The organism is Roseibium sp. TrichSKD4 (assembly GCF_000148725.1).
In the GTDB taxonomy this organism is placed as follows: Bacteria; Pseudomonadota; Alphaproteobacteria; order Rhizobiales; family Stappiaceae; genus Roseibium.
The window spans coordinates 275723-299626 of record NZ_GL476310.1 but is presented as its reverse complement, the minus strand read 5'-3'; the positions used below and the strand labels follow the sequence as shown (position 1 = coordinate 299626).

Genomic DNA, 23904 nt, shown 5'->3' with positions numbered 1-23904 from the left:
TTCTTCAGACCAGCGTACAAACACTCCATGGCCAGTTTTATTACAGCTTCCGCCTTCAGTACATTGGCCGGTCTCGTTTCCCTTTCCTTCGGTTTTCTCTGCAGCATCGGTATTGCGCGGTTGTTGGGGCCTGACGGCAGCGGTGCGATCGCATTTTCCCTGTGGTTGACAACAACTATGACGCTGGTTGCAGGCTTGGGAATTTCCCACATTTTGAACCGCTATATGCCGAGATATGACCGCCCCGGCAATCCCGGTGGTGGTCTGACCAGGGTGCTGCTTCCCTATTTCGCAATGCCAGTTGCTCTGACTACCTTGGGGTTCGCTGGGTACGGTTACGTATTCCAGAACTCTGATGGAGCTTTTACCTACACTCCTGAAACCTGGATGATGATAGCGCTGTTCTTTGCAGTGTTCAGTTTGGCCTCAATCGCGGAGGCCTCTGCGCGGGGCTTGAATCGTTTTGACGAAACGGGACGGCTGGTCTTTATTGGGTGTTTGCTTCAACTGCCGTGCGTGCTGATTGGCGCCTATTTTTTTGGCGTTCCCGGGGCACTTGCAGGTTATGTCGCCAGATACATTCCGCAATTGGTCAAACTTTCAAAATATATCAAAATACCTGCTGCAGAAGGCGTCGTTGTCCAACCCAAAATGCGCGCACATGCCCGCAATGAGTGGTTCTCTGACATTATGGGATTGATGATCTGGGGTCGGATCGAAATCCTGTTCCTCGGGTTATATTTTTCGACAACGGAAATCGGCTACTACGCCGCAGGGCTGACCCTGTCCAATCTCGTTGTTCAACTACCAACTCAAATGGTCGCCGCCCTGACCCCACATATGGGGCGCCACCACGATAACGACGATGTGCAACAGATAAACCTGACTTATCAAAGAGTGTTGCGATGGATCACACTCATGATGATGCCAATTTGCTTCGGCGGGGCAGCTGTGATCCCGGTAATGCTGCCCCTCTTGTTCGTCCCTGAATTTGCGGCAGCCATACCGATGGCCATCATCATTGTCGCCTCTGCGCTTGCGACTGCCCTGTCTATGGTTCCGTCCTTGACTATCAGTGCAAGAGAAATGTCCTCCTTTTTCCTTTACTCCACTCCCATACTCGCGGTGCTTTCTGTTGGCGTACTCGCTCTTGTGGTTCCCTCGCTCGGCGGCGAAGGTGCCGCTTGGGTTCGGGCCGCGATCCACATAATCTGGCTTCTATGGCTCGTCCTTTTTTGCTGGTTCAAGCTCGACGTGAAATTTGATGTCTGGGAAATGATCCGATTGCTTTCAGCGGGAATTGCCTGCGCTGCTGCTGCACACTTCACCCTGTCGTATCAGCCGGACATCTGGGGTCTGGGTTTGGCAATTGCTGCTGGCGCGTTCTCCTATCTGTTCTCGCTTCGGCTTTTGAAATGCATTCCCGTAGAAGACATTTGGGCAATAGAAGCCAATCTTCCAAAGGTTATTCCGGAACGCCTCCAAGACGTTGCGATTAAATCACTGTATTTTCTGGCTCCTGCAGAGAAGCGTTCGCTGAATGATTGATCATCTGCGCCCTGTTCCCGTTTCACTGATCGATAGTCATGGCATTTTCGCCGCTCCAAACCTGGAAACCCGCCGTAGCGCAGCGGTTCTCATGCTGCGGCCGTGGGGTTTTGATGAACTTTGCACCCGGAAGTTTTTCCGCCGACTCGCCGAAGAACTCTCGCAAGCGGGTATCGCTTCCTTGCGGTTTGACTACCCCGGCACCGTTGACGCATTGGACCCAAGAGACGGGCAAAGTTTGCAAGCCTGGGAAAGCTCAGCCCTGTCAGCGCTGGACACCTTGCACAAGGTAAGCGGCGCAGATGAAATCATCATTTTCGGGTTTGGGTTGGGAAGCGTTATTGCCCAGCAGATTTATAGCCACTCCCTTGTAAAGGGTGTTGTGCATGCAGCCCCTGTTGGTAACCCCAGAAGATATTTGCGTGAGGTGGAGCTACGAGCGAAGGTCATTCATGATGGCCTAGGCCTTGATGCTTTTCAAATACTACTGGGCCACGTGTCCATTGCTGGCATTATCATGGAGCCACGGCTAGCGGAGGATCTCCGGACCTTTTCTCCGCCTCGACTTGCCAATATTCCCACTCTGGTGGTTAGTCGAGAGGACAAAGCGTCCGATCAGAAGTTTGTGGCGCAAATGAAGGAAGCAGGTTGCCCTGTTTCAGAAATCGCGTTTGATGGCTACACTCAATTGTTGGAAGACCCAACGGCCTCCATTATTCCTGATCAGGTATTGAGCCAGATTGTTGACTGGTGCATTGAGCACTCCTCCGCAGCTACCAGCATTTTCCCGCTTCAGACCACCTGGTCCACGCATGTAAGTGGCTCTGGCTACATTGAAGAGGGTGTCATTATTGAAGGAAGCGCGCCGCTTTATGGAGTGCTTTGCTCACCTGAAGCCTCCGAGCCGGATGCGCCTGCACTTATCTTTTTGAATTCTGGGTACGACCATCATGGTGGTTGGGCGCGTGCGTGGGTTGAGGCAAGCCGACGATGTGCCTCGAAAGGTGCGCTTTGTTTACGGGCTGATTTCGCCAATATTGGCGATAGTCCTCCAGCTAACAGTGAGCCGGAGCAAGTGCTTTATACGGAGGGTCCGATCAAGGACACCAGCGCGCTCATTGATTTCATCCGAACAAAGACCTCCGGCCCGATCACCTTGGTGGGACGGTGTAGCGGGGCCTATACTGCGTTTCAGGCCGCGTTTCGAGATGATCGGATCACTCAATTGTTTTTGTGCAATCAGGTCCGATTGATTTGGGACCCGGAGGAAAGCCTGACTGACCCAACACGCATGGGGCCGCGCTCCATGGGGGATTACAAGAAGCGGTTTGGTGACCCCAAAACCTTGAAGCGGCTTTTGACCGGGGACATCAGCATTCCCGGTGTCATGCGCGGCTTGAGCAGCCATGCTGTCACGCGTGTTTCTCACATGATTGCACCAGTCTGGCCTAACATTTCCAAGCATGGACGGTTTCGCCAGGAGTGCCATGAGATCTTCAAAGCCCTTCGTGCACGTGATGTTTCAATGTATTTTCTCTGCAGTGAGGGCGATCAGAGCCTAGAACAGTTGGCGCTCTATTTTGGCAAAGATCGGAAGGGCCTTCGCGCCTATCCGAACGTGACCCTGACCAAGGTGCCAAACGCAGACCACAATCTGACACCACCAGCCGCTCGAGAATCGTTTTTTGGATATCTGGAAAACCTGATTGAGCGCTAGGTCTTTTTCGATACGTCAGGGCTGAGGTTCAGTTCTCCAAGACCGTTTAGCGCTCGAAGGCTACCCTGCGGCCGGGTGTGTTCGGTTCCGGGTTCCGGTTTCAAGCGCACCTGCTTTTTTCGCCCCGGGACAAGCGTAAACCCGTCATCTGATGTTCGAAAGTCCAAAAAGTCCAGTTGCACGAACCGAAGCGTTTTCTCTGTTTCTAGGCTCAAGACCCACTCACCACCATCCACCTCCGTGAACTCGAAAGATACCTTCAGCGGAAACTGCTCGGTTGAAAAACCAAGCGGGAAATGAACCGCCTCCGACAAGACCAAATCGGTGTTGGAAGCGATCAGCCGCGCAACGACAACATCATGTGAGGCAGGGCCAAACTTGAAAACATATCCGGTATCAAAAAATGCCCCGAACAGGTCCGTCGTTGGCAGGTCCATTTGAGCTTGGGCCGTCAGCACGAGATCGCGTTGTCCTTTGACTACTGGAACTGCACCGCCCCGCAAACACGTGACTTCCAAGCGAATGTTTTGACTTAAGGGCGTGTCATTGGTCAGATGAACCTGAACACCGTTTGTCCCTTCATCGATCAAGGCAACATGGAGCGGTTGGTACGACCGCTTAAGCGCATAATAAGCGGACTTCGGATGACCGGCAGCATCTACAACGCCCCAGCCTGCACCGGTTGCCACATCTTGAAACGTCCAGACCAGCGCTCCCTGACACGAGCTTTGTGAGCGCCTCCATTCGGAAATCGTTGCCTCCAGAACGTCTGCAACAACGGCTCTTGAGAGGTCAAGGTAGCGCTCGGGATCGGCGTCGCGAATGTCCGGACCTTCGATGTCGTAAAGGCGTTTCAGGTAGTGGTTTCGGACATCTTCAAAGTCCCAATCCGCGCCGCGATCACGCGGGATACCTGCTTTCCATCTCGGATCATCAACGGACAGGGCGAAATTTTGCTCCAATGCTCTCCGCGTTGGCACGTTGGAGAAGGCCAGACATTCGGTCGTAAATCGGACATTGGCGCGGCGAGCATCCTCAAGAGGCTGCTGATAGGCCCCAACCCCATAATAATGTGCAATGCCCTCATTGGCAGAAAATGGAAGATGTCCGCCGACCGGGGAGTTTTCAACGTAAGGAACATCCGGCCGAAGTTCTGCTGCACAATCCGCCAAAAGCGTTTGAGAGAGCGCCCCCCGCCAACGGCTTTCCGGAAGCCCCATCATCGCGCCTTGCTGGAAGATTTCGCTGCCACCACATAAGACCGCAAGGGCAGGACAACCTTCGAGCATCTGCAATTGATGACGGGTTTCAGCGCGTACGAGGTCCGCGAATGCATCATCGGCAACGGGATAGTCGAAATTGGCGAACTGGAAATCCTGCCAAACCAGAATACCCAGCTCCGCACACAGGTCAAAGAACGCCCGTGTCTTGTAGGTCATAGTCCCACCGATGCGCAGCATATTCATGCCCGCATCACGGGCAAGCTCAAGCAGCGGGCGATAGGCCTCTTTAGTACCCGACAGGCCCAGCAAATCGGCCTGCGTCCACACCGCTCCCCGGCAGAAGACGGGGACACTGTTGATCTTGAGGCCGAAGCCTTTTCCATCTGCTCCGCGATCAACCTCAATGCGCCGGAAGCCGGTTTTACCCAAACTGACAGCCTGTCCGTCGATGTCTAAAGCCACCTCATACACATGTGGTGTGCCGTGTGTGGAGGGCATCCAGGGATGGATATCGGCAAGCTCAACACTTGCCACCCATCGACCATTTCCCCCCCTTGTCATCGCGCACTCAGAGCCCGCGCACGAAATGTGCGGGACAGCGTCTAACTTGCCTGCCTCAAAAGACACGGACAATCGCCCAGCGCCGTCTGGCAAGAGCTCGGACTGAATTTTCAGGTTTGAAAGAACCGGAGCTTGCGCATCATGCAGTGTGATGGGGCGCCACGGACCAACGGCATGGACTTCCGGGCACCAGCCCGGCATGTGCCCCAACAAGGTGGTGCGGAAATGGCGCAGGCCTTGCGTAGCGGTAAGCTGCGTTTTCCATCGCGCACGTGGCCCCCTCTTGCCAAGGCGTGGTTCAAGGGCGCGAAAACAGATGGCAAGCGTGTTTGTATCTTTGACCTTGGCGAAAACCTCTTGAGCCAGAAACATGCTTTCGGTTTCCAAGAGTTTTTCGCCGTTTAAGAACACTTCGGCAATTGTAGCCAAACCGCCGAAAACAATTCGCTTTGCGCCCGGATGCTCAACTTCAAACCGGGTTCTGTACCAGACATCACGGTCATGAAGAGGGTGCGGGTTTTCCGGGTCATAGAGGCCCGCTTCTGCCAATGATGCAGCGCCCGTACCGGGCACCTTGGCGGCAACCCAGTTCAGCCCCGCATCCGCCAGCTCTTCAGGGTCTAAAAATCTATCCGGTTCAGTTAGCGCCAGTGACCAACCTTCATTGAGGACCGCTTCTGCGGCGTACAGATGCATCCCTGACGGGGACCAGATCGGAGAAAGACTTTTGGGTTCGGTCAAGGTTAGGTCCAAGCCTCAGGACTGCGGGATGGTATCCAAAGTTTGGACAAGCTCGTCCCATGCATCAATCGCTGAGTCGAGCAAATGGTCCAGATTTTGAAACTTCTTTCGCATCACTGCGCGGGCAAGCTGAAATTGGACCGTCTTACAGGTTTGCGAGATTTGGCGGGCAGCTTCTGTTGCCTCCGTCACCGGCCCACTGTTCTGCTCTTCCAGCCAAGACAGGTGCGAGGCATAGAGTTCAAAATTGGCCCCAAGCTGACGCAGTGTATTGAAAGCGTAAAGATGAAAAGCCTCGAAAGGCTGTTGTGCAAGTCCTTCGACATGGTCTGGCATCACGGCAGCAAATGAGCGTATCGGATTTTCTTTGGGCCGCCTCCGAATATGGCGCTTTAAAAGGGCGCGGCACCGCTCGACAACCATTTCGCGGGCGGGGAATTGGTCCGGTAGCTTTATAAACTCGGCATACGGCATGAACGGAAGCTCGCGCGCGAAAGCTCCGCGCTGAAAAATGCCGTCCAGATCGTCTCCTTCCAGATGGTAAAAGGACAAGCCGTGGAAATAATCCATTGTCCGAGCTTCAAGATCCAACCGATTGACCGAAATTGAGGTCTTTCCGTGAGCTTGCTTGTAGCCAAAGCCCTGCGTATCCGGGAGGTAATAGCTGTCTACCTCAACGAGAGATAGACGCCCCCGTGAAAGCTGTTCGAGGATATGATCCTCAACCCGTTTATAGATAGCCAACTCGGTGACACGAATGTCGAATAGAGTCTCCAGGTCTTCCAGTGGCACCTTGAAGAAAGTGAATTGATCGCCCTCAAAATCTTGCGTGATCAACGACCCCAGGCAGGCCTCGGGCGGTAATCCCATTGCATTAAGCAGCTCAATCCAGACATCCAGATAACAGTTGGTTTCCGGCCAGTCTCGTTCAGCCGAATGCAAACTGTGGCGTTGATAGGTGGCCGGGTTGAGATCCGGGAAAATGGCATGCGACATGACCCGTCACCCCCACAGAGCGGAACGGACCTCATCCGGCCACGCATCGACGTCAAGCCCGTGATGGCGGAACAAGGCCAGCGTGATCCGCTCCAGACCGAAGCCTACACAAGCGGTATGGGCTGGATTGCCATCGGGAAGCCGAATGTCCCATGCCTTGCCAAAATTGTCGGTGTGGTAGTTGAAGCTCATGCAGGCCGTAGGTTTTTCCGTCGAGTTGATCGGGACCAACATCTCAAACTTCAAGGCTTGCTCGCGCTGGCTTACACCCATCATGCGGCCACCGCGCCCAAAAAACGGATCGTTTGCAACATCGACCTCATGCGGCAGGCACAGGCGCTCCATCATCACCGACCCCCGCTCTTTCCATGTGTTCCGGAAGGCCATGGTCTGTTCAGCGGTTCCCACGCGAACATACTCCCGCTGACGGAACATTTGCATCCGCGCCGGGTCTTTCGACGGCTCATGCCTGAAACAATAAGACTGCAGAGCAACGTAGGCACCATCTTCCGGCAAAACACCGCGGCGCGCCAATATCGGGTAAAGCGGATAGCAAGCTGCAGGTGTCAGTGCCACCTGTGTTGCCTTTTGATTCTTCGTCCAGTCCTCACCCTCGGCCAGGCATTGCAGCAAACCCATATGGTCACTGTCGCACCCGCAAAAGGCATGAACCGTTCCCGCCAAATGCGGAAAGCTCTTCATATACCCGCTGGTCTCAAAATCAGCCATGGGCATACCGGGCGGGAACATCATGGATTCGGTGATTTCATCTGCACCAAAAGTGAGCGCGAAGGTTTCAAACCGGCTGACCACATCCTCAAACTGCGCGCTGCGCGCATAAAGGCCGTCAACGCCGCTGTCGTGGAGAATGCGCTTCTCAAACAGCTGGTCGAGAAATGAAATCGGCTTTTCCATCATTTACCCCACAAGGCTCGGGTCAGGTTTGTTGACCAGAAGCATTGTCGAGGTGTTGCCCAAGACACGGTCATTGGAGATCATTAGCTGCGCCGAATGAGCATCTCTCAGATGCCGCCCCAAACTGTAGGGCGTGTCATTCTTGTACCCAGCGATACCGCAAATCAGCATGCAATGATTGATGACTGTCAGGATCGTTTGGGACGTGCCGATCTTGATGTTGTTCATAGCCACCGCAAAACTCATGGCGTTCAAGGCATCTGGATTGCCCTTGGCAGCTTCAAACTGCTTCAGACCTGACACGACATTGCCCTTGACCTGCTGCAAGAGATTGGCTGCCTCAGCGACCCGCAGCGCACCCGGCGGTGTCTGGCCCGGGTTTTTCCGTGCTGCCGCTTTGACGAAGGATTGCCCGCGCGCGAATGCGTCATAGGCAATGCCATACCAAAGCGCACTCCAAAGGAGGTGCGATACCGCCAGCATGGATTGAGCCGCAATTTCGGCAAAAGGCCGCGGCAAGATTTGCTCTTTCGCCCCTTCGGCACGGAAGATAAAACCTTCCGAGCAGGTGCCGCGCATACCGAGGGTGTCCCAATCGGTCGTTTTTTCGAGCGTGTACTGCCCTTTGACGAAAACCGTTGAGACCTGATCCGAAGGCGCTGCATCCGCGTTGCGTCTGGAGGTGACCATGATCGCATCAGAAGCTTCACCATAGGAAATCACGGTGGCGTCTTTCTCGAGACGAACCACATCACCGACCACGTCAACAGCACAAATAGAATTGCGCAGATTGCCGCCAATTCCACCGGCTTCGCTGGTGGCAGATCCGATCAGAAGCTGCTCATCACAAACGCGGCCCAGAAATTCCTCATACCATGCGCTTCCAACGGCATAGTCATTGAGGCTCGCGATCTGGATCTGGTGCATGGCATAAACCATGGCGCTTGACCCGCATGCCTGGCCGAGGGTGACGCAAACGTCTGCCACCTCTGAGAGGCTCGCACCCTCACCGCCCAGTTCAGCCTTGATCATGACGCCCATCAAGCGCTCGGCTTTCATCGCGTCCAGCGCTTCACTGGGAAACCTACCTTCGCGATCGACAGCATCGGCATATTTGGCGGCAACCTTTGCGGCACGTTTCGCGCGTTCCGGCAAACTCATAGCAGTTACAGGTCCAGCAGCGGTCATGCTCACGCCGCCTGATCGTCTGCTATTTCAGAGACGGCTGCTGCGATTGCGTCGATTGAAGAGAAGGACTTTCGGTTCAGCAAATGCTCTGGAAACTCGACATCAAAATGCTCTTCCAGAGCGAGCATCAACTGCACTGACGCAAATGACGAGAGACCAGCATCATAAAGATCAGCGTTATTGGCAATCTCATCAACGGAAACCGGAAGGCTACCATGTTTGGCGAGCAATTGGCGAACAACATCATGCATTGCGAACAGTCCTTAAAATAGCGGAGGGCGAATATGAAAAACCCTCGACACGTTTATCTATGTAATCAGGTAGAATGCCAACTTAAAGTAAGCGTTAAAATAGACGGATGCGCGCAGGTAAGCAAATCTGTTTATTCAGGCGATAGTTAACCGAATCTGAACGGCCTGACTTCATTCAGGATGCGGCACTATCACTGGTCAAACAGCGCCCATTCGAGCGCAAAGGTCCATATGGCCAACCATCATCGACTGATTATCAGAGGCCAACTGCGCCGTCCGTTCTTTTCGCCAAGCCGCAAGTTCTGCTGGATCCATCGCCATTTCCTCTGCCACCTGGATCCAACCGGAAAGGAGAGCCTTTTGCATATCCCCGTGACCATTACCGATGACCCAGTCTGACTGATCGGTTGAGACGGTATACCCGGAACTTTTTAAGACGTTCGTTAGGCACTCTGTGGTGGTCGGCCCCAAGGCAGGACCAAATCCCTTATCCCCACGTTGATGGTGATTGAAACACGAAATAACAGCTTCATCGGCAGGATGTTCGGGCGTCCACGCAGTTCGGCCGTCATAATTAAGGCCCGCCAAAAGCGGCAGCCGATGTGAAGCTAACCCAGACACCAACTCTTCTACAAAGTCTGAGCTAACCAAGTCGAAGAAAGCAGAGGCTGTGACCCCGTCCACGGATTGAAACGGCAGGCTTGCGCAGTCTTCTGCCAAATTCACCTGTCTTGTTTCAATGGTGACGCCTTCACCTTGGCCCTGAAGGGCCTCAGCTTTTTCTAGAAGTCCGCTGTCAAAATCTGACAAGATCCAATGTTGATGGACACGACCAGATCGCCGCAACTTCTCGCTCAACGCCCTGACAGTTGCTCCGGTTCCGCTCGCCAAATCCAGAATCCGAACGCTTGCACGAGGCAATGCCTCAAGAAATCGGCTCTCAATTTCTTGAGACCGCGCTTCAAGATCATAAGGGTGGCGTAAACCCAGCCAATCTGCGCCAAAAGTGGTCATGATCTGCCCCGCTCCGCTTGATCGCCCAGCGCACTGGCAAATAGCTTTGCTGCAGCAGCCCATGTCGGCAGGGTATTCGCAGCCTCCCGCGCGGCTTGAGCGAAGTGCATCCGCTCTTGCGGAAACATAATCAGCCTTTTCAGAGCCTCAGTTAGCTGGACAACACTTTCCGTCTCACAATAAAGGCTCGCCCCCTCGGGCAGCGTTTGGCGTACAGCTCCTCCACCACTGCCAATGACCGGCAAGCCGTGGGCGAGAGCTTCCGTGTAGGCCATGCCATACCCTTCATACCGGCTGGCAAGCACGAAGATATCAGCAGAACGATAGAACTGACCAAGTTCTGACGCTGGCAGTGCCCCGTGAAACGTGATCCGACCTTCAAGGCTGTGCTTTGCGATCAATTCTGTGACGTCACCAAAACACGCAGGATCGCGGTCTGTCGCTCCGACAATATCAAGATGCCAATCCAAATCCGCTAACTGGCCCAGCGCCTGAACCAACAAATCATATCCCTTGCGACGTGTGACGGTGGCCACACAGAGGAGCTTGGGTGCGGTAGATTTGGACGGGACTAGGGCTCGATCCACAGACGCGCTTTTCTCTGTACCAGGAACCACCACATGGATGCGCTCCCTCGGGACACCAAAAAGGGTTTCGACCTGCTGGGCGGTGGCTGGGCTGGTCACGATGACGCGCTTGGCAGCCTGCACAGACCGTTGTTCTTTATTGATAAACTCTGCGGCCTGCTCGTATGACAACCCTGTTTCGCATCCAAGCGGATGATGCACCAAAGCTGTTATGTCCAGATGGGTGGCAAATTGAGGCGCGCTGTGGTCCATCACGCCATAGGCCAACCCATCAATCACCGTACGGGCGCCTCTCGGCAAACCGAGCAATCGCTTTTCTGCCTTCCGCAAAACCTTTTCTTCCGGAAAGGGGAACCCTTCCCCAAGCGACAGAAGCTCGACATCCCAACCAAGCTGCTCTAGGCTAGTGATAATACGCCGATCATAAACATAGCCGCCCGTTGGAGTATCAAGATCACCCGGATAGGCGAAGACAAGATGCTTCATCACCCTTCGACCGGTGCTTCATACCAAGCACGCGCCACATGGGATTCTGACAGAGTTACTCGGATTAACGTAATTTCGCCGTCCGCACGCCCCAGCCGCAACTCCCGAGCAGCCAAGGCCAGACGATCATGGATGTGTTTGGTCAGAAACTCTGTGGTTGTGTTCTGCCCTTCAAATGCCTCCACCGCATCCAGATTCTTGTAGTTGAGCGGAGCCAAAATTTCCTTGAGAACTTCGTGGGCTCGGCCAATGTCAATCACAACACCATTGGCATCCAGTTCCCTTGAAAAGAACGCAGCATCAACAACGAATGTCGCCCCGTGCAATGCCTGAGCAGGGCCGAAAAGCTCGCCTCGAAACGAGTGGGCGATCATGATGTGGTCACGAACTTCTACTGCAAACATTCTGACACTTTCTGATTAATGAGAAACTCAGTCATACCGAACAAGAGGTGTGAGGATATCGTCTTGCTCGGTTAAAAGCGCTGGCAGGCTCGAAAGCAAGTCACGAAAAGCGACTTCATGGGTCAAAAGTGCGTCAAGGACGGGATCGTTCAACAGCTTCATTGCCGCATGAAGACGCCGTTTGAACGTCCAGCGCTCTTGCCTGTCAGCTGGTATACTGCCGACCTGACTGGAAAGGAGGGTCAATCGCTGGCTGTGAAACTCTGCCCCTAGGTTAACGGTGACCGGTTTGTCGCCGTACCAGCTCAATTCCACGACTGTCGCCCCCTTGCCCGCCGCCGACAGGGCAGTTTGCAGGCCGGCGGTACTTGCACTGGCATGAAAGACAATATCTTGTTCCTCAGGAGCATTATCCGGCAACGCAAATTTACACCCCAACCGGTTGGCCAAGCCCCCCCGCGCCGGATTAATATCGACCACAGTCACGCTCGTTCCTGGGATTTTCTGACAAAGATACGCAGTCAATAATCCAACCACGCCCGCCCCGACCACACAAATTTGATCTGCAGGTGATGGCTTTCCATCCCATAAAGCATTCAAAGCCGTTTCCATGTTCGCTGCGAGAACCGCCCGGCGGACAGGAACTGTGTCAGGTACAGGTGTCAGGTAGTTGGTTTGCGTAACAAAACTTGTTTGATGAGAGTGAAGGCAAAAAACAGGACGGTCCAGCCAGTCGGCCGGGCCACTTGTGACCTTGCCCACACAGGCATACCCGTATTTTACCGGAAATGTGAATTCACCGACCTGAAACGGCGCGCGCATGCGCGCATGCTCGCTTTTCGGAACGCGCCCCTGAAAAACAAGTCGCTCTGTACCTCGGCTGATCAAGCTATAGCTCGTCGCAACATGAGCTTCAGTTTCATTTTGATGCGGCAGCCGCTCACTGCGGATCTCGCAGGTTTTTTCGCCGACATACCAAAGCGCTTCTGCGTGACGGGGTTCGGACACAATCTTGTCACCCTTGTGAAGAATGTTGCGAGGTTGATGAACTATCACGCGCAGAGATGCGTAACAGCCTACAAAAAAAGATATTTTGTCCCCTTAAGCAATATTGGACAGCACAAGAATGCGTGACCTGGCTTTCGTTCCAAATTCAAAATCAGTAACCGGCCGCAGAATTGGTTTCACCCTCTTGTTTGCGCTGTCTTTTGTGTCACTCACCGCCTTGATGGCCGTAACATTGGCACCCGGCGGCTTCAGCCTGCTCGATGCCACGCTGCTTGTCTGTTTCATGATTACCCTGCCGTGGACAATCATTGGGTTCCTCAACGCCGTCATCGGCCTTTTGCTCATGCGGTTGAGCAAAGACCCGGTTAAAAATGTATGTCCGATTGAACCGGGTGACGCCTCACGACAAATTTCCACCAAGACTGCGCTCTTGTCATGTATTCGCGACGAAGATGTAGAAGCGCTCCATATCCGGTTGTCAGCGATGCTGGCAGAGCTGGTCCGAGACAAAGCGATCTCACCATTCTCGCTGTTTGTTCTGAGTGACACATCCGATGAGGATGTTGCCATCCTTGAAGAGCAGATGGTTTCAGACCTGAAGCAACACTGGTCGGCGGATATTGAGATCGTATATCGACGGCGGACCATAAATACCGGCTTCAAGTCCGGAAACGTCATGGATTTTTGCGACCGCTGGGGTGGCCAGTATGATTTCGCAATCACTCTTGATGCCGACAGCGTGATGTCCGCCGACCGCCTGCTGGACCTTGTGCGCAAAATGGAAGCAAACCCTAACTTAGGTATCCTGCAGAGCCTTGCAGTCGGTCTTCCAGCTGCAAGTTCTTTTGCGCGAATCTTTCAGTTTGGCATGCGTTTGGGTATGCGGTCTTATACGCTCGGCAGCGCGTGGTGGCAGGGAGATTGTGGTCCATATTGGGGACATAATGCCATTTTCCGCATCGCCCCATTCAAGGAGCATTGCCGCCTCCCGCATTTTGCAGGAAAAGGCCCTCTTTCCGGCCCTATATTGTCCCATGATCAAGTGGAAGCTGTCTTGATGCGCAAGGCCGGATACGACATCCGCGTCGTGCCAGAAGAAGGCGGCAGCTACGAAGAAAACCCGCCGCACCTGCTCGAATTCATTCGTCGTGACCTGCGCTGGTGTCAGGGCAATTTGCAGTATATGCGCCTTTTGGGCTTGCCGGGCCTCAAGCTAACCAGCCGCATTCAGCTTGGCTTGGCAATTCTGATGTTTATCGGCTCGCCAGCCTGGATGGTATTCCTTGGCTGCATTGCCGCCATATCCCTGATGATGCCTCCCGGTCATTGGCCGATCAACACGTCCTCCGGTGGCATTTTGTTTCTGTCCATCATGACAATGGTGTTCGCGCCCAAAATTGCCACTGTCATCGACATTCTGTCCTCAAAGCATGCACGTGCGCGTTTTGGCGGCGGGGTGCGCGTGCTTGTCAGTGCATTTGGCGAGCTCTTCTTTTCTGCCCTTGTGGCACCAATCATGGCGATCGCCCATACCGTTTTCATGATCGGGCTATTGTTTGGAAAGAGTATCGGTTGGGGTGCGCAGGCGCGCGACCTTCAACGCCTGCCCTTCGTCTTGTGCGCCAGCAAACTCTGGCCCCAAACCCTTTTTGGTCTGGTGGCAGGCTTCTGGATGGTTTCACAACCATTCGCTCTGACTTGGCCCGTCTTACCAATTGCGCTTGGCCCGTTGTTTGCCATCCCGTTTGCAATGGCAACCTCGACCGAATGGCTTGGTCGCCTCACCCAACGATCCGGCCTTTGGCGGACCCCTGAAGAACAGGCTCCGAGCCCTCTTATTCGGGACCTCGGCTTGATCCAACATGGCGGAATTGCGGAAGAACCACGGGACCCTGATCACACGGGCGACCCCGCACCGGCTCAAGCCTGACGTATAATGCCTTCCAAGCTTTTTTCGTCGCAGGTTCGGGAAGCTGTGTGGTAAACTCAGGCTGCGTTGGAAGACGTCAGTGGCTGGACGAGCAAGTCGTATATTGCGTCTTCATCTCCAGCATTGCGCAGATTCTCAGCAACGGAAGAATCGCGAAGTTGGCGGGCAATGCGCGCCAGAGCTTTTAGGTGATCCGCGCCAGCCCCTTCAGGAGCCAACAACAAGAAAACCAGATCAACTGGTTCATCATCGAGTGCGTCAAAATCAATAGGGCGATCAAGCTTGGCGAAAAACCCAATCAGCTTGTCCAGACGCGTGAGCTTTCCATGCGGTATCGCGATTCCCTGACCAACCCCCGTTGAGCCAAGGCGCTCACGCTGCAAAAGCGTATCGAAGATTTCTCGTTCGGACAATCCGGTCGCAGCCGAAGCTTTTCCAGCCAGTTCTTGAATCACCTGCTTTTTACTTTTCGCTTTCAAGCCGCAAACTACGGCTTCCTTGCTCAGGAGATCACTCAGATCCATTGGTTTTGCCTACACGCATCTTCTTCAAAACAGGGCCCGTCCAATCGCACGATAGGACGGGCCATACTCGATTATTCCGCGGCAGCTTGTGCTACCAGAGCTGGATCAATCCAGCCAACATTGCCATCGGAGCGGCGATATACCACGTTCAATCCACCATTGGCAGCGTTCTTGAACATGACAACCGGAGCTTCTGTCAAATCCAGCTCCATCACTGCCATCCCCACAGTCATGGTTTTCACCTTGGCTGCGGTTTCAGCGATGACCAGAGGATTGTAGTCCTCCGGCAATTCCTCTTCGTCCTCGGTCGACGCCAGAACGTAGGAGGCCGCTTCAAAATGTTCCTTACCATTGCCGTTGTTGGCATGGTGATCTTTGAGGCGACGCTTATATCGGCGTAGCCGCTTGTCGATCTTCTCTGCGGCGAGATCAAAACTCGCGCGTGGATCGTGGTCCTGTGCGGAGACCAGCAACACTATTCCAGTGTCCAGATGCAGAGAGCATTCGGATTTGAACCCCGCCCCTTCTCTGCTCAATGTTACATGCCCAGTGTAGCCGCCATTGAAATACTTCGACAGCGCGTCTTCTACTCTGTCTGTGATGTGAGTGCGCAACGCATCACCAACATCAACGTGTTTGCCCGAAATCCGCAATGCCATGGGGACCCCTTCTTTTTGTGTGGACCTTTGGGTCGCTGCCCTCCCGGACAGCGCTTGAAACAGCGGACGTTTCAAGCCTACAGAATGGACCAGTCTGCGCCGAAGCGCCATCCCCTAACGCAACAGAACTGGGGTGGGCGTATAACGGCCAGAAATGAAGGAGTCAATTCAAAGATCAAGCGCTCTACGGAGCAAAACTTCTAAAACGACGCAAGCATCCTGAAGTGAAAAGGAAATTGTGTTTTTCACAGAGACAATCTTAGTTTCCGGACTACTATACCCAAAAGTACTTCACTCTAAAGGTTGGCTCGTTTTTCCCGCCGTCTTTGAACAGATGACCCAAGCTTCATGGCTTCGCGGTACTTTGCAACCGTGCGACGCGCAATATCCACGCCGTCGTCTTTCAATATCTTCACAATGGTATCGTCGGACAGGATTTTTTTCGGATCTTCAGCATCGATCAATTGCTTGATTTTGTAACGAACAGATTCAGCTGAATGCGCCTCATCGCCCCCGGTCGCAGAAATCGCAGATGTAAAGAAGTACTTGAGCTCAAATATCCCGCGCGGCGTCGCCATATATTTGTTTGAAGTAACGCGGCTTACGGTTGATTCATGCATACTTATTGCATCAGCAACCACCTTCAGGTTCAGCGGTCTCAAATGCTCAATTCCATGGGTCAGAAAACGATCCTGCTGACGCACAATTTCCGTGGACACCTTTAAAATTGTTTTCGCTCGCTGATCCAGACTCTTCACCAACCAGTTCGCGGTTTGCAGACAATCAGTGAGATAGTCCTTCTCCGAGTCGCCGCGCGCCGATTTGCTCACCGTGGCATAATAGGTCTGGTTCACCAGTACTTTCGGCAGCGCATCACTGTTCAGTTCAACGTTCCACGTCCCGTCATTTGCAGGGGCAACGAACACGTCTGGAATCAGTGGCTGTACGGGAGCAGCACCGTAGACGGCACCCGGTTTTGGGTCGAGTGCTCGGATTTCCCCCACCATCTCAACCAAGTCTTCATCATTGACCCCGCAAATTCGTTTTAGCGCTGCCAAGTCACGTTTTGCCAGCAGCTCAATGTTCTCAAGCATCGCTTCCATAGCTGGGTCGAAACGGTTTTTTTCGATCAATTGCAGCTTGAGACACTCTGGCAGGTTTCGCGCAAAAACGCCTGCGGGCTCGAAGGTCTGAACGACAGACAGGACTGTTTCGACCCGAGGTTTTGAGACACCGAGGTCTTCAGTCACCAAATCCATATCGAGATCAAGGTAACCGTTGTCATCCAGAGAATTAATCAGATGAGCTGCAATCAGCTTGTCGCGAGGATCACTAAACGCAATATGCATTTGGTCTTCCAGAAGCTGCGTCAGCGTTTCGCTTTCCGCAACAAAGGCCTCCAGATTGTAATCTTCCGACGCGCCACCCGATGCCACAGGGCGGATACTTTCGGACGATGTCAGAACTGGAGCGTCCTTGTGCGTTGCTGTTCCCGGCTCATCCTGAAAAACGTTTCCGAGATCCGTGTCCATTCGTGATGCGATGGTTTCTGAGCTCGTTTCCAACTGCGTGCCGAGCCAATCACCAGATTCCGCATCACCTGTGTTTAGATCATTTCCGTCCGGACCGTCATCGGAACCTTCTGAAGTAAAAGCGTCATCGTTTTCACCCTTTTCCAATAAGGGATTTCGCTCCAATTCGGCGTCGACATAGGTGCTAAGATCCAGATTGGAAAGCTGCAGCAGTTTAATCGCCTGCATCAACTGCGGCGTCATGATCAGAGACTGGCTCTGACGCAGCTCCAACTTTGTCGACAATGCCATTTAGGTCAGCTTAAGCCTTCAATTCAGGAATTGGTCCGCTTCTTGCCTATACCCTATTCGGCCAATTGTCTTCAAAGAGTAAATTGTTCTCCGAGATAAAGTCTCCGAACATCCGGATTTGCGACAATCTCGTTTGGCAAACCGTGGGTCAGCACTTCCCCGGCTGCAATGATGTACGCCCTATCGATCAATCCCAAGGTCTCACGAACGTTGTGATCGGTGATCAAAACGCCGATACCACGTTGGGTCAAATGCCGAACCAGCGCCTGAATATCGCCCACGGCAATCGGATCGATGCCGGCGAATGGCTCGTCGAGCAGCATGAAGGATGGTCGACTCGCCAGAGCCCGCGCAATCTCAACACGCCGTCTCTCACCACCAGACAGTGCCATGGACGGTGATTTACGCAAGTACGTGAGGCCGAATTCTTCCAACAGCGAATCGAGTTCTTCGGCCCGCTTCTTCCGGTTCGGCTCGATCACCTCAAGAACAGCTCGGATGTTTTCCTCGACAGTCAGACCGCGGAAAATTGAAGCTTCCTGAGGAAGATATCCGATACCAAGGCGCGCCCGCCGGTACATGGGAAGGCGCGTGATATCAAATCCTTCAAGGCTGATCTGCCCCTGATCCGGACGAACCAGCCCAGTGATCATATAAAATGTTGTCGTCTTTCCGGCCCCGTTTGGGCCAAGAAGACCAACTGATTCCCCCGGACGCACGGACAAGCTGATATATTTCACCACCTGTCTACGGCCATAGGTTTTCCCAATCCCGTTGACCACAAGAGCGCTGGCATAATCGGGATGCTCGGATGCCGATGGTCTGGCAAGATCACCTTCAGTCGGGTGGGCGGGAAAGTTCACGATGGTGGGTTGTCCTTGTTGAAGCCTTGACCGGCCTTACTCATACTATTGCGGAAATAGGCAAAAAGTTAGTTGCCTTCAACAGAATTTGGCTTAATCAACACCTTGACGCGACCAGATTTCGGAGCTTGAAGGTCAGCTTGTCCTGTCACCAGATTAACCGTCAGCTTGTTGCCCACCACGACATTTGGTCCCTGGCTCAGAACAACTTCCTTGCCTGTCATGACCATAATATCCCGCTTCATATCGAAGCTTGCCTCGTCGCCAGTCGCTGTCTGGCCTTCCGACGAGATGAACACGCGCCCTGACGCTTCCAGACGGGAGATATCCCGCTGCCCGGTTCCGGTTCCGGCACCGCCGCCCTGACCATCATAAAAGACTTTCAAACGATGCGTCTTCAGCTGCGCCTCACCCTGAGTGACCACAACATTGCCCGTAAAAATGGCGAGATTGTTTTTGTCTTCGACCTGCAGCTCGGACGCTTCGATCTGGATCGGGTCATCATCATTTGACCCGAAGCCTTCAAAGGCGTTGGAGAACGTCTGGGCAGACACCGGAGCAATTGCCAAGGCCCCAAGTGTGACCACAATTCCCATGAGACGGTAAAGCGTATTGTACATTATTGCTCCTGTGAGGCTTGAGCGGACGGCGCAATGGTCATCTTTACGCCGTCGGTGAACCGGACAATACCGTTGTCCTGATCATAGTCCATTTTTCCGCCCAATAGCCGTCCTTTGTCGGAATCGATTGCGACGGGCTCAGAGGTCTTCAAGGCACCTGATTTCATGTCGATATCGACTTCACTCACTTCAACTTCATAACCTTGGCTCCAGTCCACCTGCACGCCGTCATAAAGTTTCAGGGTTTCTCCAGCGTTGTTATAGATGCCTTTGACTGCTGTAACGTTGGCTTTTTCGTCCGGACCCAGAACGATGTCAGCATCGATAAATTCCAGATCGAGGATACGAGGGTCACTTAGCCGCTGTATCGCGCGCCGGGCTGTTACATTGTAGGACTTCTCGCCATCATGACCGGACAGGACCGGGTAATCCATGACCAAGCCGTCCGCTGTTAAAATGACATTTGCAGCGCCCATACTTGAAAACAGATTAAAGAGAACGATCAGCCCGATCATTCCTGCGAAAATCAATGCGCCAAGCGCTGGGAACAGGAACCGCAATGTCTTAACCAGACGGCTATGACGCCGGGCCGCTCTTTGGACAGGCGTTTCCGGACGCAGAAGTCTATCTGCAGCTCCCAGTCCTGCCAGATTTTCCGACCCCAGACTCAACGGCTATCCAATCCCTTGCATTGTCTTGTCTTTCAACTCTTGATCAGGAATGCGCGAAGATGTCAGTTTCGCCCCATCCTTTTAGATCCAGTTCCGCCCGTGTCGGGAGAAACCCGAAACTCGCTTCTGCCAGATGCGTTCGCTCCTCCCGGCGCAACATAAACTCCAACTTCTCCTTAAGAGCATGAAGGTGAAGAACATCCGAAGCAGCATATGCCAATTGAGCATCCGTCAACTGCTCTGCAGCCCAGTCAGAACTTTGTTGTTGCTTGGAAATATCGACGCCGAGCAATTCGCGGGTAATGTCTTTCAGGCCGTGCCTGTCGGTGTAAGTCCGGCAAAGTTTCGAAGCAATCTTGGTGCACCACACTGGATCAACATGAATCCCGAGGTTCTGCCGAAGGATTGCAACATCAAAACGCGCATAGTGGAAGATTTTTGTCCTGGCCGGGTCTGACAAGAGCGCAGTCAAATTTGGTGCTGCGGTCATGCCCTTTTCTATTTGCACCACATCCGCAGAGCCATCACCTGGAGACAATTGCACGACACACAGCCGATCTCGCAGCAGATTAAGGCCAAGGGTTTCCGTATCCACGGCCACTGCGTCACAAGAGACATAGTGTGTGAGATCCGAAAGGTCGTTCTTGTGAAACCGAATGGTCATACCGGGAAGGGCTCCAATTGTTGCAGCACATCAAACAGCATATTTCAGGGACCTGAAAAACACTCAATTCGTGGCCAGCATAAGGCAAGTTGCGCCAGCAGGTAATTGATGGAACCCGGATTGGCAAGATATCCAATAGCGACGCTAGGCAGTCTCCGTTCCAAATGCCGTAGTCAGTTGGATTTCAAGCGAAATTTTTCGTGGCACGCCTTGCAACTTTGTCCCAGCTCCTTGAAAGCTTCTGCCACATCCTTGCGATCGCCGGAGGCGGTCTTGCCAAGCCTCTCTCCCGCTGCCTTCAATTGATCTGCAAATCTTTGAAATTCAGTCCAGTTTTTCCAAATTTCCGGGCGCGCTTCGCTTGGCTTCTTAAGACTGCCATCGGGAAACAAGCTTGTTAAATGATGACCTGCATTATCCTGAACCGCTTGTGCGGTTGCCGCAATTACATCCGCGTTCAGGTCATCGTCCGACTTCAGCATTTGACCAACGGCCTTCATGGCCTCTTTCAGCTCGCCCATCTGGTTCATACGCTTTTTGACCACACCCGTTGCACCCTGATGAGCTACAACGGTCGTCGCAGTTATCAGTAGTGCGGCGCAAATCAGTGCCGGAGCACTCCAATTTTTCATCCAATTAACCTCCAATGCAATCCGTGCATTGAGCATAGATTGAAATTCGGGACCACAATCGCACGCGAAATTTCCGCTGCGTGATCTTGCATTGTCTACACGACCTCCACGTCACAAATAAACCGGGTCTGCTGACCAAAACACGCCAGAACTTGATCACCAAACCACAACTGGATCGCAGAAACCCCGAGGTCTAGGTGTTTCGTGGTACGTTAAATGACGAATTCTCGCCAACCATCGTCGTTTCCAACCCAATCCTCTCAATCATTTCAAGCATAAAGTTCTTATTGGATTTTCCCGCAAGGAAAATACACCTGAACGAAATATCCGCCAAAATGCTCCTCACATTTTCGCGGAACGAGAAAGTATTTCCAAAAATCCTGCCAGACATCGCATAACAACAAATCGCCTTCACATAATTTTCGATATTTTTTTCACTCCCCCCTTCCAATACCGTTTGGATTTTGCTTTTCTTATGCACAAATTGCCGCTGGCACATCGACGGAGGGAAAAGAATTTCCCCTTATCGACCAGCGGAATAACGATAACACTTCTGAGGGGAAGCATGGCAACAACGCGCGGCGCGGCTGTCCGCTATGAGAGCGTGCAAAAAAGCTATGACGGGGTAAGTCTCGTCGTCAAAAACCTGAACCTCGATATCCCGCCAGGCGAGTTTCTGACAATGCTTGGGCCGTCAGGCTCCGGCAAGACAACCTGCCTGATGATGTTGGCCGGATTTGAACCGGCAACCCATGGCGAGATTTTTCTGAACGACCGACCAATCAACAACGTGCCACCGCACAAACGTGGCATCGGCATGGTGTTTCAGAACTACGCCCTTTTCCCGCACATGACGGTTGCTGAGAATCTGGCCTTCCCGCTTCAAGTCCGAAATATGGGCAAGGCTGAGCAGGAAGAGAAGGTTAAGCGGGCCCTTGAAATGGTTGAGCTTGGTGACTTCGGAAACCGGCGCCCGGCTCAGCTTTCCGGCGGTCAGCAGCAGCGTGTTGCTGTTGCACGTGCGCTCGTGTTTGACCCAGAGTTGGTTCTCATGGATGAGCCGCTTGGCGCTTTGGACAAACAGCTGCGCGAGCAGATGCAATATGAAATCAAGCACATCCACGAAAACCTTGGCGTTACAGTTGTCTATGTGACGCACGACCAGACGGAAGCCCTGACCATGTCGGATCGGGTGGCCGTGTTTAACGATGGGGTGATCCAGCAACTGTCGTCCCCGGACATTCTTTATGAAGATCCGCAGAACTCGTTTGTTGCCCAGTTTATTGGCGAGAACAACAAACTGAGCGGCAAGGTTGTCGAAATCCAGGGCGAGGAATGCCGTGTGGAACTTGACGACGGCACCCAGCTTAAAGCCGACAAGGTGAATGTCGGAGGTGTGGGTGATCGCACAACCATTTCCCTTCGGCCGGAACGTGTCGAGTTCGACACACATGATGCCATGGACAACATCATGAACGGCCGGATCGAAGAACTGATTTACCTTGGCGACCACATTCGTGTGCGCATGAACGTCGCCGGCAATGACGAGTTCATTGCAAAGGTCCGCAACCGTGGTGAAAAGCGCAATCTCAGCGTTGGGGATACCGTGCCGATTGGTTGGTCCCTAGGAGACTGCAAGGCGTTGGACCCGGTTGCCTGACAAACACAGGCGCGCCCTGAAGCGCGCCAGTGGCAAAGACGGCTCGACCGTCCCAAACCAGAAAGAGGGAGCTAATTACATGAAGCTCAAGACTATGGTACTGGCCAGCACTGCTTTGGCCATGGCGGCAGGCACTGCCTTCGCTCAAGACATGACAATCGTCTCTTGGGGTGGTGCATATTCTGCTTCGCAGAACAATGCCTATCACAAGCCTTACATGGAAAAGAATCCGGGCATCAACATCATCAATGATGAGTCCTCTGCCGAGGCTGTGGCAAAACTTCGCGCCATGAACGAAGCCGGAAACATCACTTGGGATCTGGTTGACGTTGTCGCATCTGACGCCATCCGTCTGTGCGACGAAGGCCTTGCGCTAGAAATCGACCACGACAAGGCTCTGGCTGCAGCTCCAGATGGTACGCCTGCTTCTGAAGACTTCGGCGACCTCATTGTATCCGGCTGCTTCATTCCGCAGATCGTTTACTCCACCACCTTCGGCTACCGCACCGATGTAGACGAGTGGGGCGGAAAAACCCCGGACGACATCTGTGATGTGTTTGATCTGGAAACATTCCCGGGCAAGCGCTCGCTGGAAAAGCGTCCGATCAACAACATGGAATGGGCTCTTCTGTGTGACGGCGTAGCTAAAGCAGACGTTTACGACGTTCTTGAGACCGAAGAAGGTCAGGCGCAGGCATTTGCCAAGCTGGATTCCATCAAGGACAGTGTTGTCTGGTGGTCAGCTGGTGCTGAAACACCGCAGCTTCTTGCAGACAAGGAAGTTGTGATCGGCTCCACATACAACGGCCGTCTCTTTGCTCTGATCGAAGAGCAGAAGCAGCCGGTTGCCATGCTTTGGGACGCACAGGTGTTTGACCTTGATGGCTGGATTGTTCCTGCCGGTCTTTCCGAAGAGCGTCAACAGCGTGTGATGGACTACCTGAACTTTGCAACTGACACTCAGCGTCTTGCGGATCAGGCCAAGTACATCTCCTACGGTCCGGCTCGCCAGTCCTCTGCTCCGCTTGTCGGCAAGCATGCAGAACTCGGCATTGACATGGCTCCACACATGCCGACCGACCCGGCAAACGCGAAGAACACCTTCCTCTATAACTATGAGTGGTGGGCTGATTACCGCGACGACCTGGACGCAAAATTCCAGGCTTGGCTCGCACAATAATCAGCAACCGGTTTTCCGGTCATGACAACAAGGGTGGAT

At 53.4% G+C, this 23904-nt stretch carries 22 protein-coding genes; 5 read left to right on the top strand and 17 right to left on the bottom strand.

The features are described from left to right. Window positions 1-27 precede the first annotated feature (27 nt). Both TRICHSKD4_RS07165 and TRICHSKD4_RS07160 read left to right on the top strand, forming a co-directional pair. A complete protein-coding gene (locus TRICHSKD4_RS07165) occupies window positions 28-1548 on the top strand; it encodes a lipopolysaccharide biosynthesis protein (protein ID WP_009466823.1) in 1521 nt (506 codons plus the stop codon). Next, entirely contained in the window at window positions 1541-3265 is a 1725-nt protein-coding gene (locus TRICHSKD4_RS07160) for an alpha/beta hydrolase (RefSeq protein ID WP_009466822.1), read from the top strand. Before TRICHSKD4_RS07165 ends, TRICHSKD4_RS07160 begins: the two co-directional genes overlap by 8 nt. Here TRICHSKD4_RS07160 and TRICHSKD4_RS07155 read toward each other — a convergent pair. The 9 genes from TRICHSKD4_RS07155 to TRICHSKD4_RS07115 form a co-directional block, all read right to left on the bottom strand. After that, the gene (locus TRICHSKD4_RS07155; protein WP_247642787.1) at window positions 3262-5790 is read right to left on the bottom strand and encodes a glycoside hydrolase family 2 protein; all 2529 of its coding nucleotides are present in this window, start codon (window positions 5788-5790) and stop codon (window positions 3262-3264) included. The two genes, TRICHSKD4_RS07160 and TRICHSKD4_RS07155, sit on opposite strands and share 4 nt — an antisense overlap. Before the next feature lie 15 nt (window positions 5791-5805). Then, on the bottom strand, window positions 5806-6786 hold the full coding sequence (locus TRICHSKD4_RS07150; protein ID WP_009466820.1) for a DUF1839 family protein: 981 nt from the start codon (window positions 6784-6786) through the stop codon (window positions 5806-5808). Window positions 6787-6792: 6 nt separating this feature from the next. After that, window positions 6793-7701, bottom strand: a complete 909-nt coding sequence (locus TRICHSKD4_RS07145) for an amino acid--[acyl-carrier-protein] ligase (RefSeq protein WP_040616543.1) — start codon at window positions 7699-7701, stop codon at window positions 6793-6795. A gap of 3 nt (window positions 7702-7704) precedes the next feature. Then, window positions 7705-8889, bottom strand: coding sequence for an acyl-CoA dehydrogenase family protein (locus TRICHSKD4_RS07140; RefSeq protein ID WP_009466818.1), 1185 nt, complete (start codon window positions 8887-8889; stop codon window positions 7705-7707). Window positions 8890-8891: 2 nt separating this feature from the next. Then, window positions 8892-9140, bottom strand: a complete 249-nt coding sequence (locus TRICHSKD4_RS07135; protein WP_009466817.1) for an acyl carrier protein — start codon at window positions 9138-9140, stop codon at window positions 8892-8894. 198 nt (window positions 9141-9338) lie between these two features. After that, entirely contained in the window at window positions 9339-10154 is an 816-nt protein-coding gene (locus TRICHSKD4_RS07130; RefSeq protein WP_009466816.1) for a class I SAM-dependent methyltransferase, read from the bottom strand. Then, complete coding sequence (locus TRICHSKD4_RS07125; RefSeq protein WP_009466815.1) at window positions 10151-11227, bottom strand: glycosyltransferase family 4 protein; 1077 nt, start codon at window positions 11225-11227, stop codon at window positions 10151-10153. Before TRICHSKD4_RS07125 ends, TRICHSKD4_RS07130 begins: the two co-directional genes overlap by 4 nt. Continuing rightward, the gene (locus TRICHSKD4_RS07120; RefSeq protein ID WP_009466814.1) at window positions 11227-11631 is read right to left on the bottom strand and encodes a 6-carboxytetrahydropterin synthase; all 405 of its coding nucleotides are present in this window, start codon (window positions 11629-11631) and stop codon (window positions 11227-11229) included. The genes TRICHSKD4_RS07125 and TRICHSKD4_RS07120 overlap by 1 nt, the downstream gene beginning before the upstream one ends. Before the next feature lie 27 nt (window positions 11632-11658). Next, window positions 11659-12639, bottom strand: a complete 981-nt coding sequence (locus tag TRICHSKD4_RS07115) for a zinc-binding alcohol dehydrogenase (protein WP_168156986.1) — start codon at window positions 12637-12639, stop codon at window positions 11659-11661. Between the two features lie 118 nt (window positions 12640-12757). Here TRICHSKD4_RS07115 and mdoH point away from each other — a divergent pair, with 118 nt between their 5' ends. Continuing rightward, complete coding sequence (mdoH, locus tag TRICHSKD4_RS07110) at window positions 12758-14569, top strand: glucans biosynthesis glucosyltransferase MdoH (RefSeq protein ID WP_139051999.1); 1812 nt, start codon at window positions 12758-12760, stop codon at window positions 14567-14569. A gap of 56 nt (window positions 14570-14625) precedes the next feature. Here the strand turns inward: mdoH and ptsN are convergent, their stop codons facing one another. From ptsN to TRICHSKD4_RS07070, 8 genes are all read right to left on the bottom strand, one after another. Next, window positions 14626-15093, bottom strand: a complete 468-nt coding sequence (gene ptsN, locus TRICHSKD4_RS07105) for a PTS IIA-like nitrogen regulatory protein PtsN (RefSeq protein ID WP_009466810.1) — start codon at window positions 15091-15093, stop codon at window positions 14626-14628. A 71-nt stretch (window positions 15094-15164) separates the two neighbouring features. Continuing rightward, window positions 15165-15752: a ribosome hibernation-promoting factor, HPF/YfiA family gene (gene hpf, locus TRICHSKD4_RS07100; RefSeq protein ID WP_009466809.1), complete on the bottom strand. Its 588-nt coding sequence runs from the start codon at window positions 15750-15752 to the stop codon at window positions 15165-15167. Between the two features lie 296 nt (window positions 15753-16048). Next, complete coding sequence (gene rpoN, locus TRICHSKD4_RS07095; protein WP_009466807.1) at window positions 16049-17575, bottom strand: RNA polymerase factor sigma-54; 1527 nt, start codon at window positions 17573-17575, stop codon at window positions 16049-16051. 71 nt (window positions 17576-17646) lie between these two features. After that, a complete protein-coding gene (gene lptB / locus TRICHSKD4_RS07090; RefSeq protein ID WP_009466806.1) occupies window positions 17647-18438 on the bottom strand; it encodes an LPS export ABC transporter ATP-binding protein in 792 nt (263 codons plus the stop codon). A gap of 68 nt (window positions 18439-18506) precedes the next feature. Further along, the gene (gene lptA, locus TRICHSKD4_RS07085) at window positions 18507-19058 is read right to left on the bottom strand and encodes a lipopolysaccharide transport periplasmic protein LptA (RefSeq protein WP_009466805.1); all 552 of its coding nucleotides are present in this window, start codon (window positions 19056-19058) and stop codon (window positions 18507-18509) included. After that, entirely contained in the window at window positions 19058-19729 is a 672-nt protein-coding gene (gene lptC / locus TRICHSKD4_RS07080) for an LPS export ABC transporter periplasmic protein LptC (protein ID WP_009466804.1), read from the bottom strand. Before lptC ends, lptA begins: the two co-directional genes overlap by 1 nt. Window positions 19730-19772: 43 nt before the next feature. Then, a complete protein-coding gene (locus TRICHSKD4_RS07075; RefSeq protein WP_009466803.1) occupies window positions 19773-20393 on the bottom strand; it encodes a ribonuclease D in 621 nt (206 codons plus the stop codon). Window positions 20394-20566: 173 nt separating this feature from the next. Then, window positions 20567-21025, bottom strand: coding sequence for a cytochrome c (locus tag TRICHSKD4_RS07070; RefSeq protein ID WP_009466802.1), 459 nt, complete (start codon window positions 21023-21025; stop codon window positions 20567-20569). A 565-nt stretch (window positions 21026-21590) separates the two neighbouring features. Here TRICHSKD4_RS07070 and TRICHSKD4_RS07060 point away from each other — a divergent pair. Further along, the gene (locus TRICHSKD4_RS07060) at window positions 21591-22685 is read left to right on the top strand and encodes an ABC transporter ATP-binding protein (protein ID WP_009466800.1); all 1095 of its coding nucleotides are present in this window, start codon (window positions 21591-21593) and stop codon (window positions 22683-22685) included. Between the two features lie 79 nt (window positions 22686-22764). Continuing rightward, window positions 22765-23865, top strand: a complete 1101-nt coding sequence (locus TRICHSKD4_RS07055; RefSeq protein ID WP_009466799.1) for an extracellular solute-binding protein — start codon at window positions 22765-22767, stop codon at window positions 23863-23865. The last annotated feature ends 39 nt before the right edge of the window (window positions 23866-23904 follow it).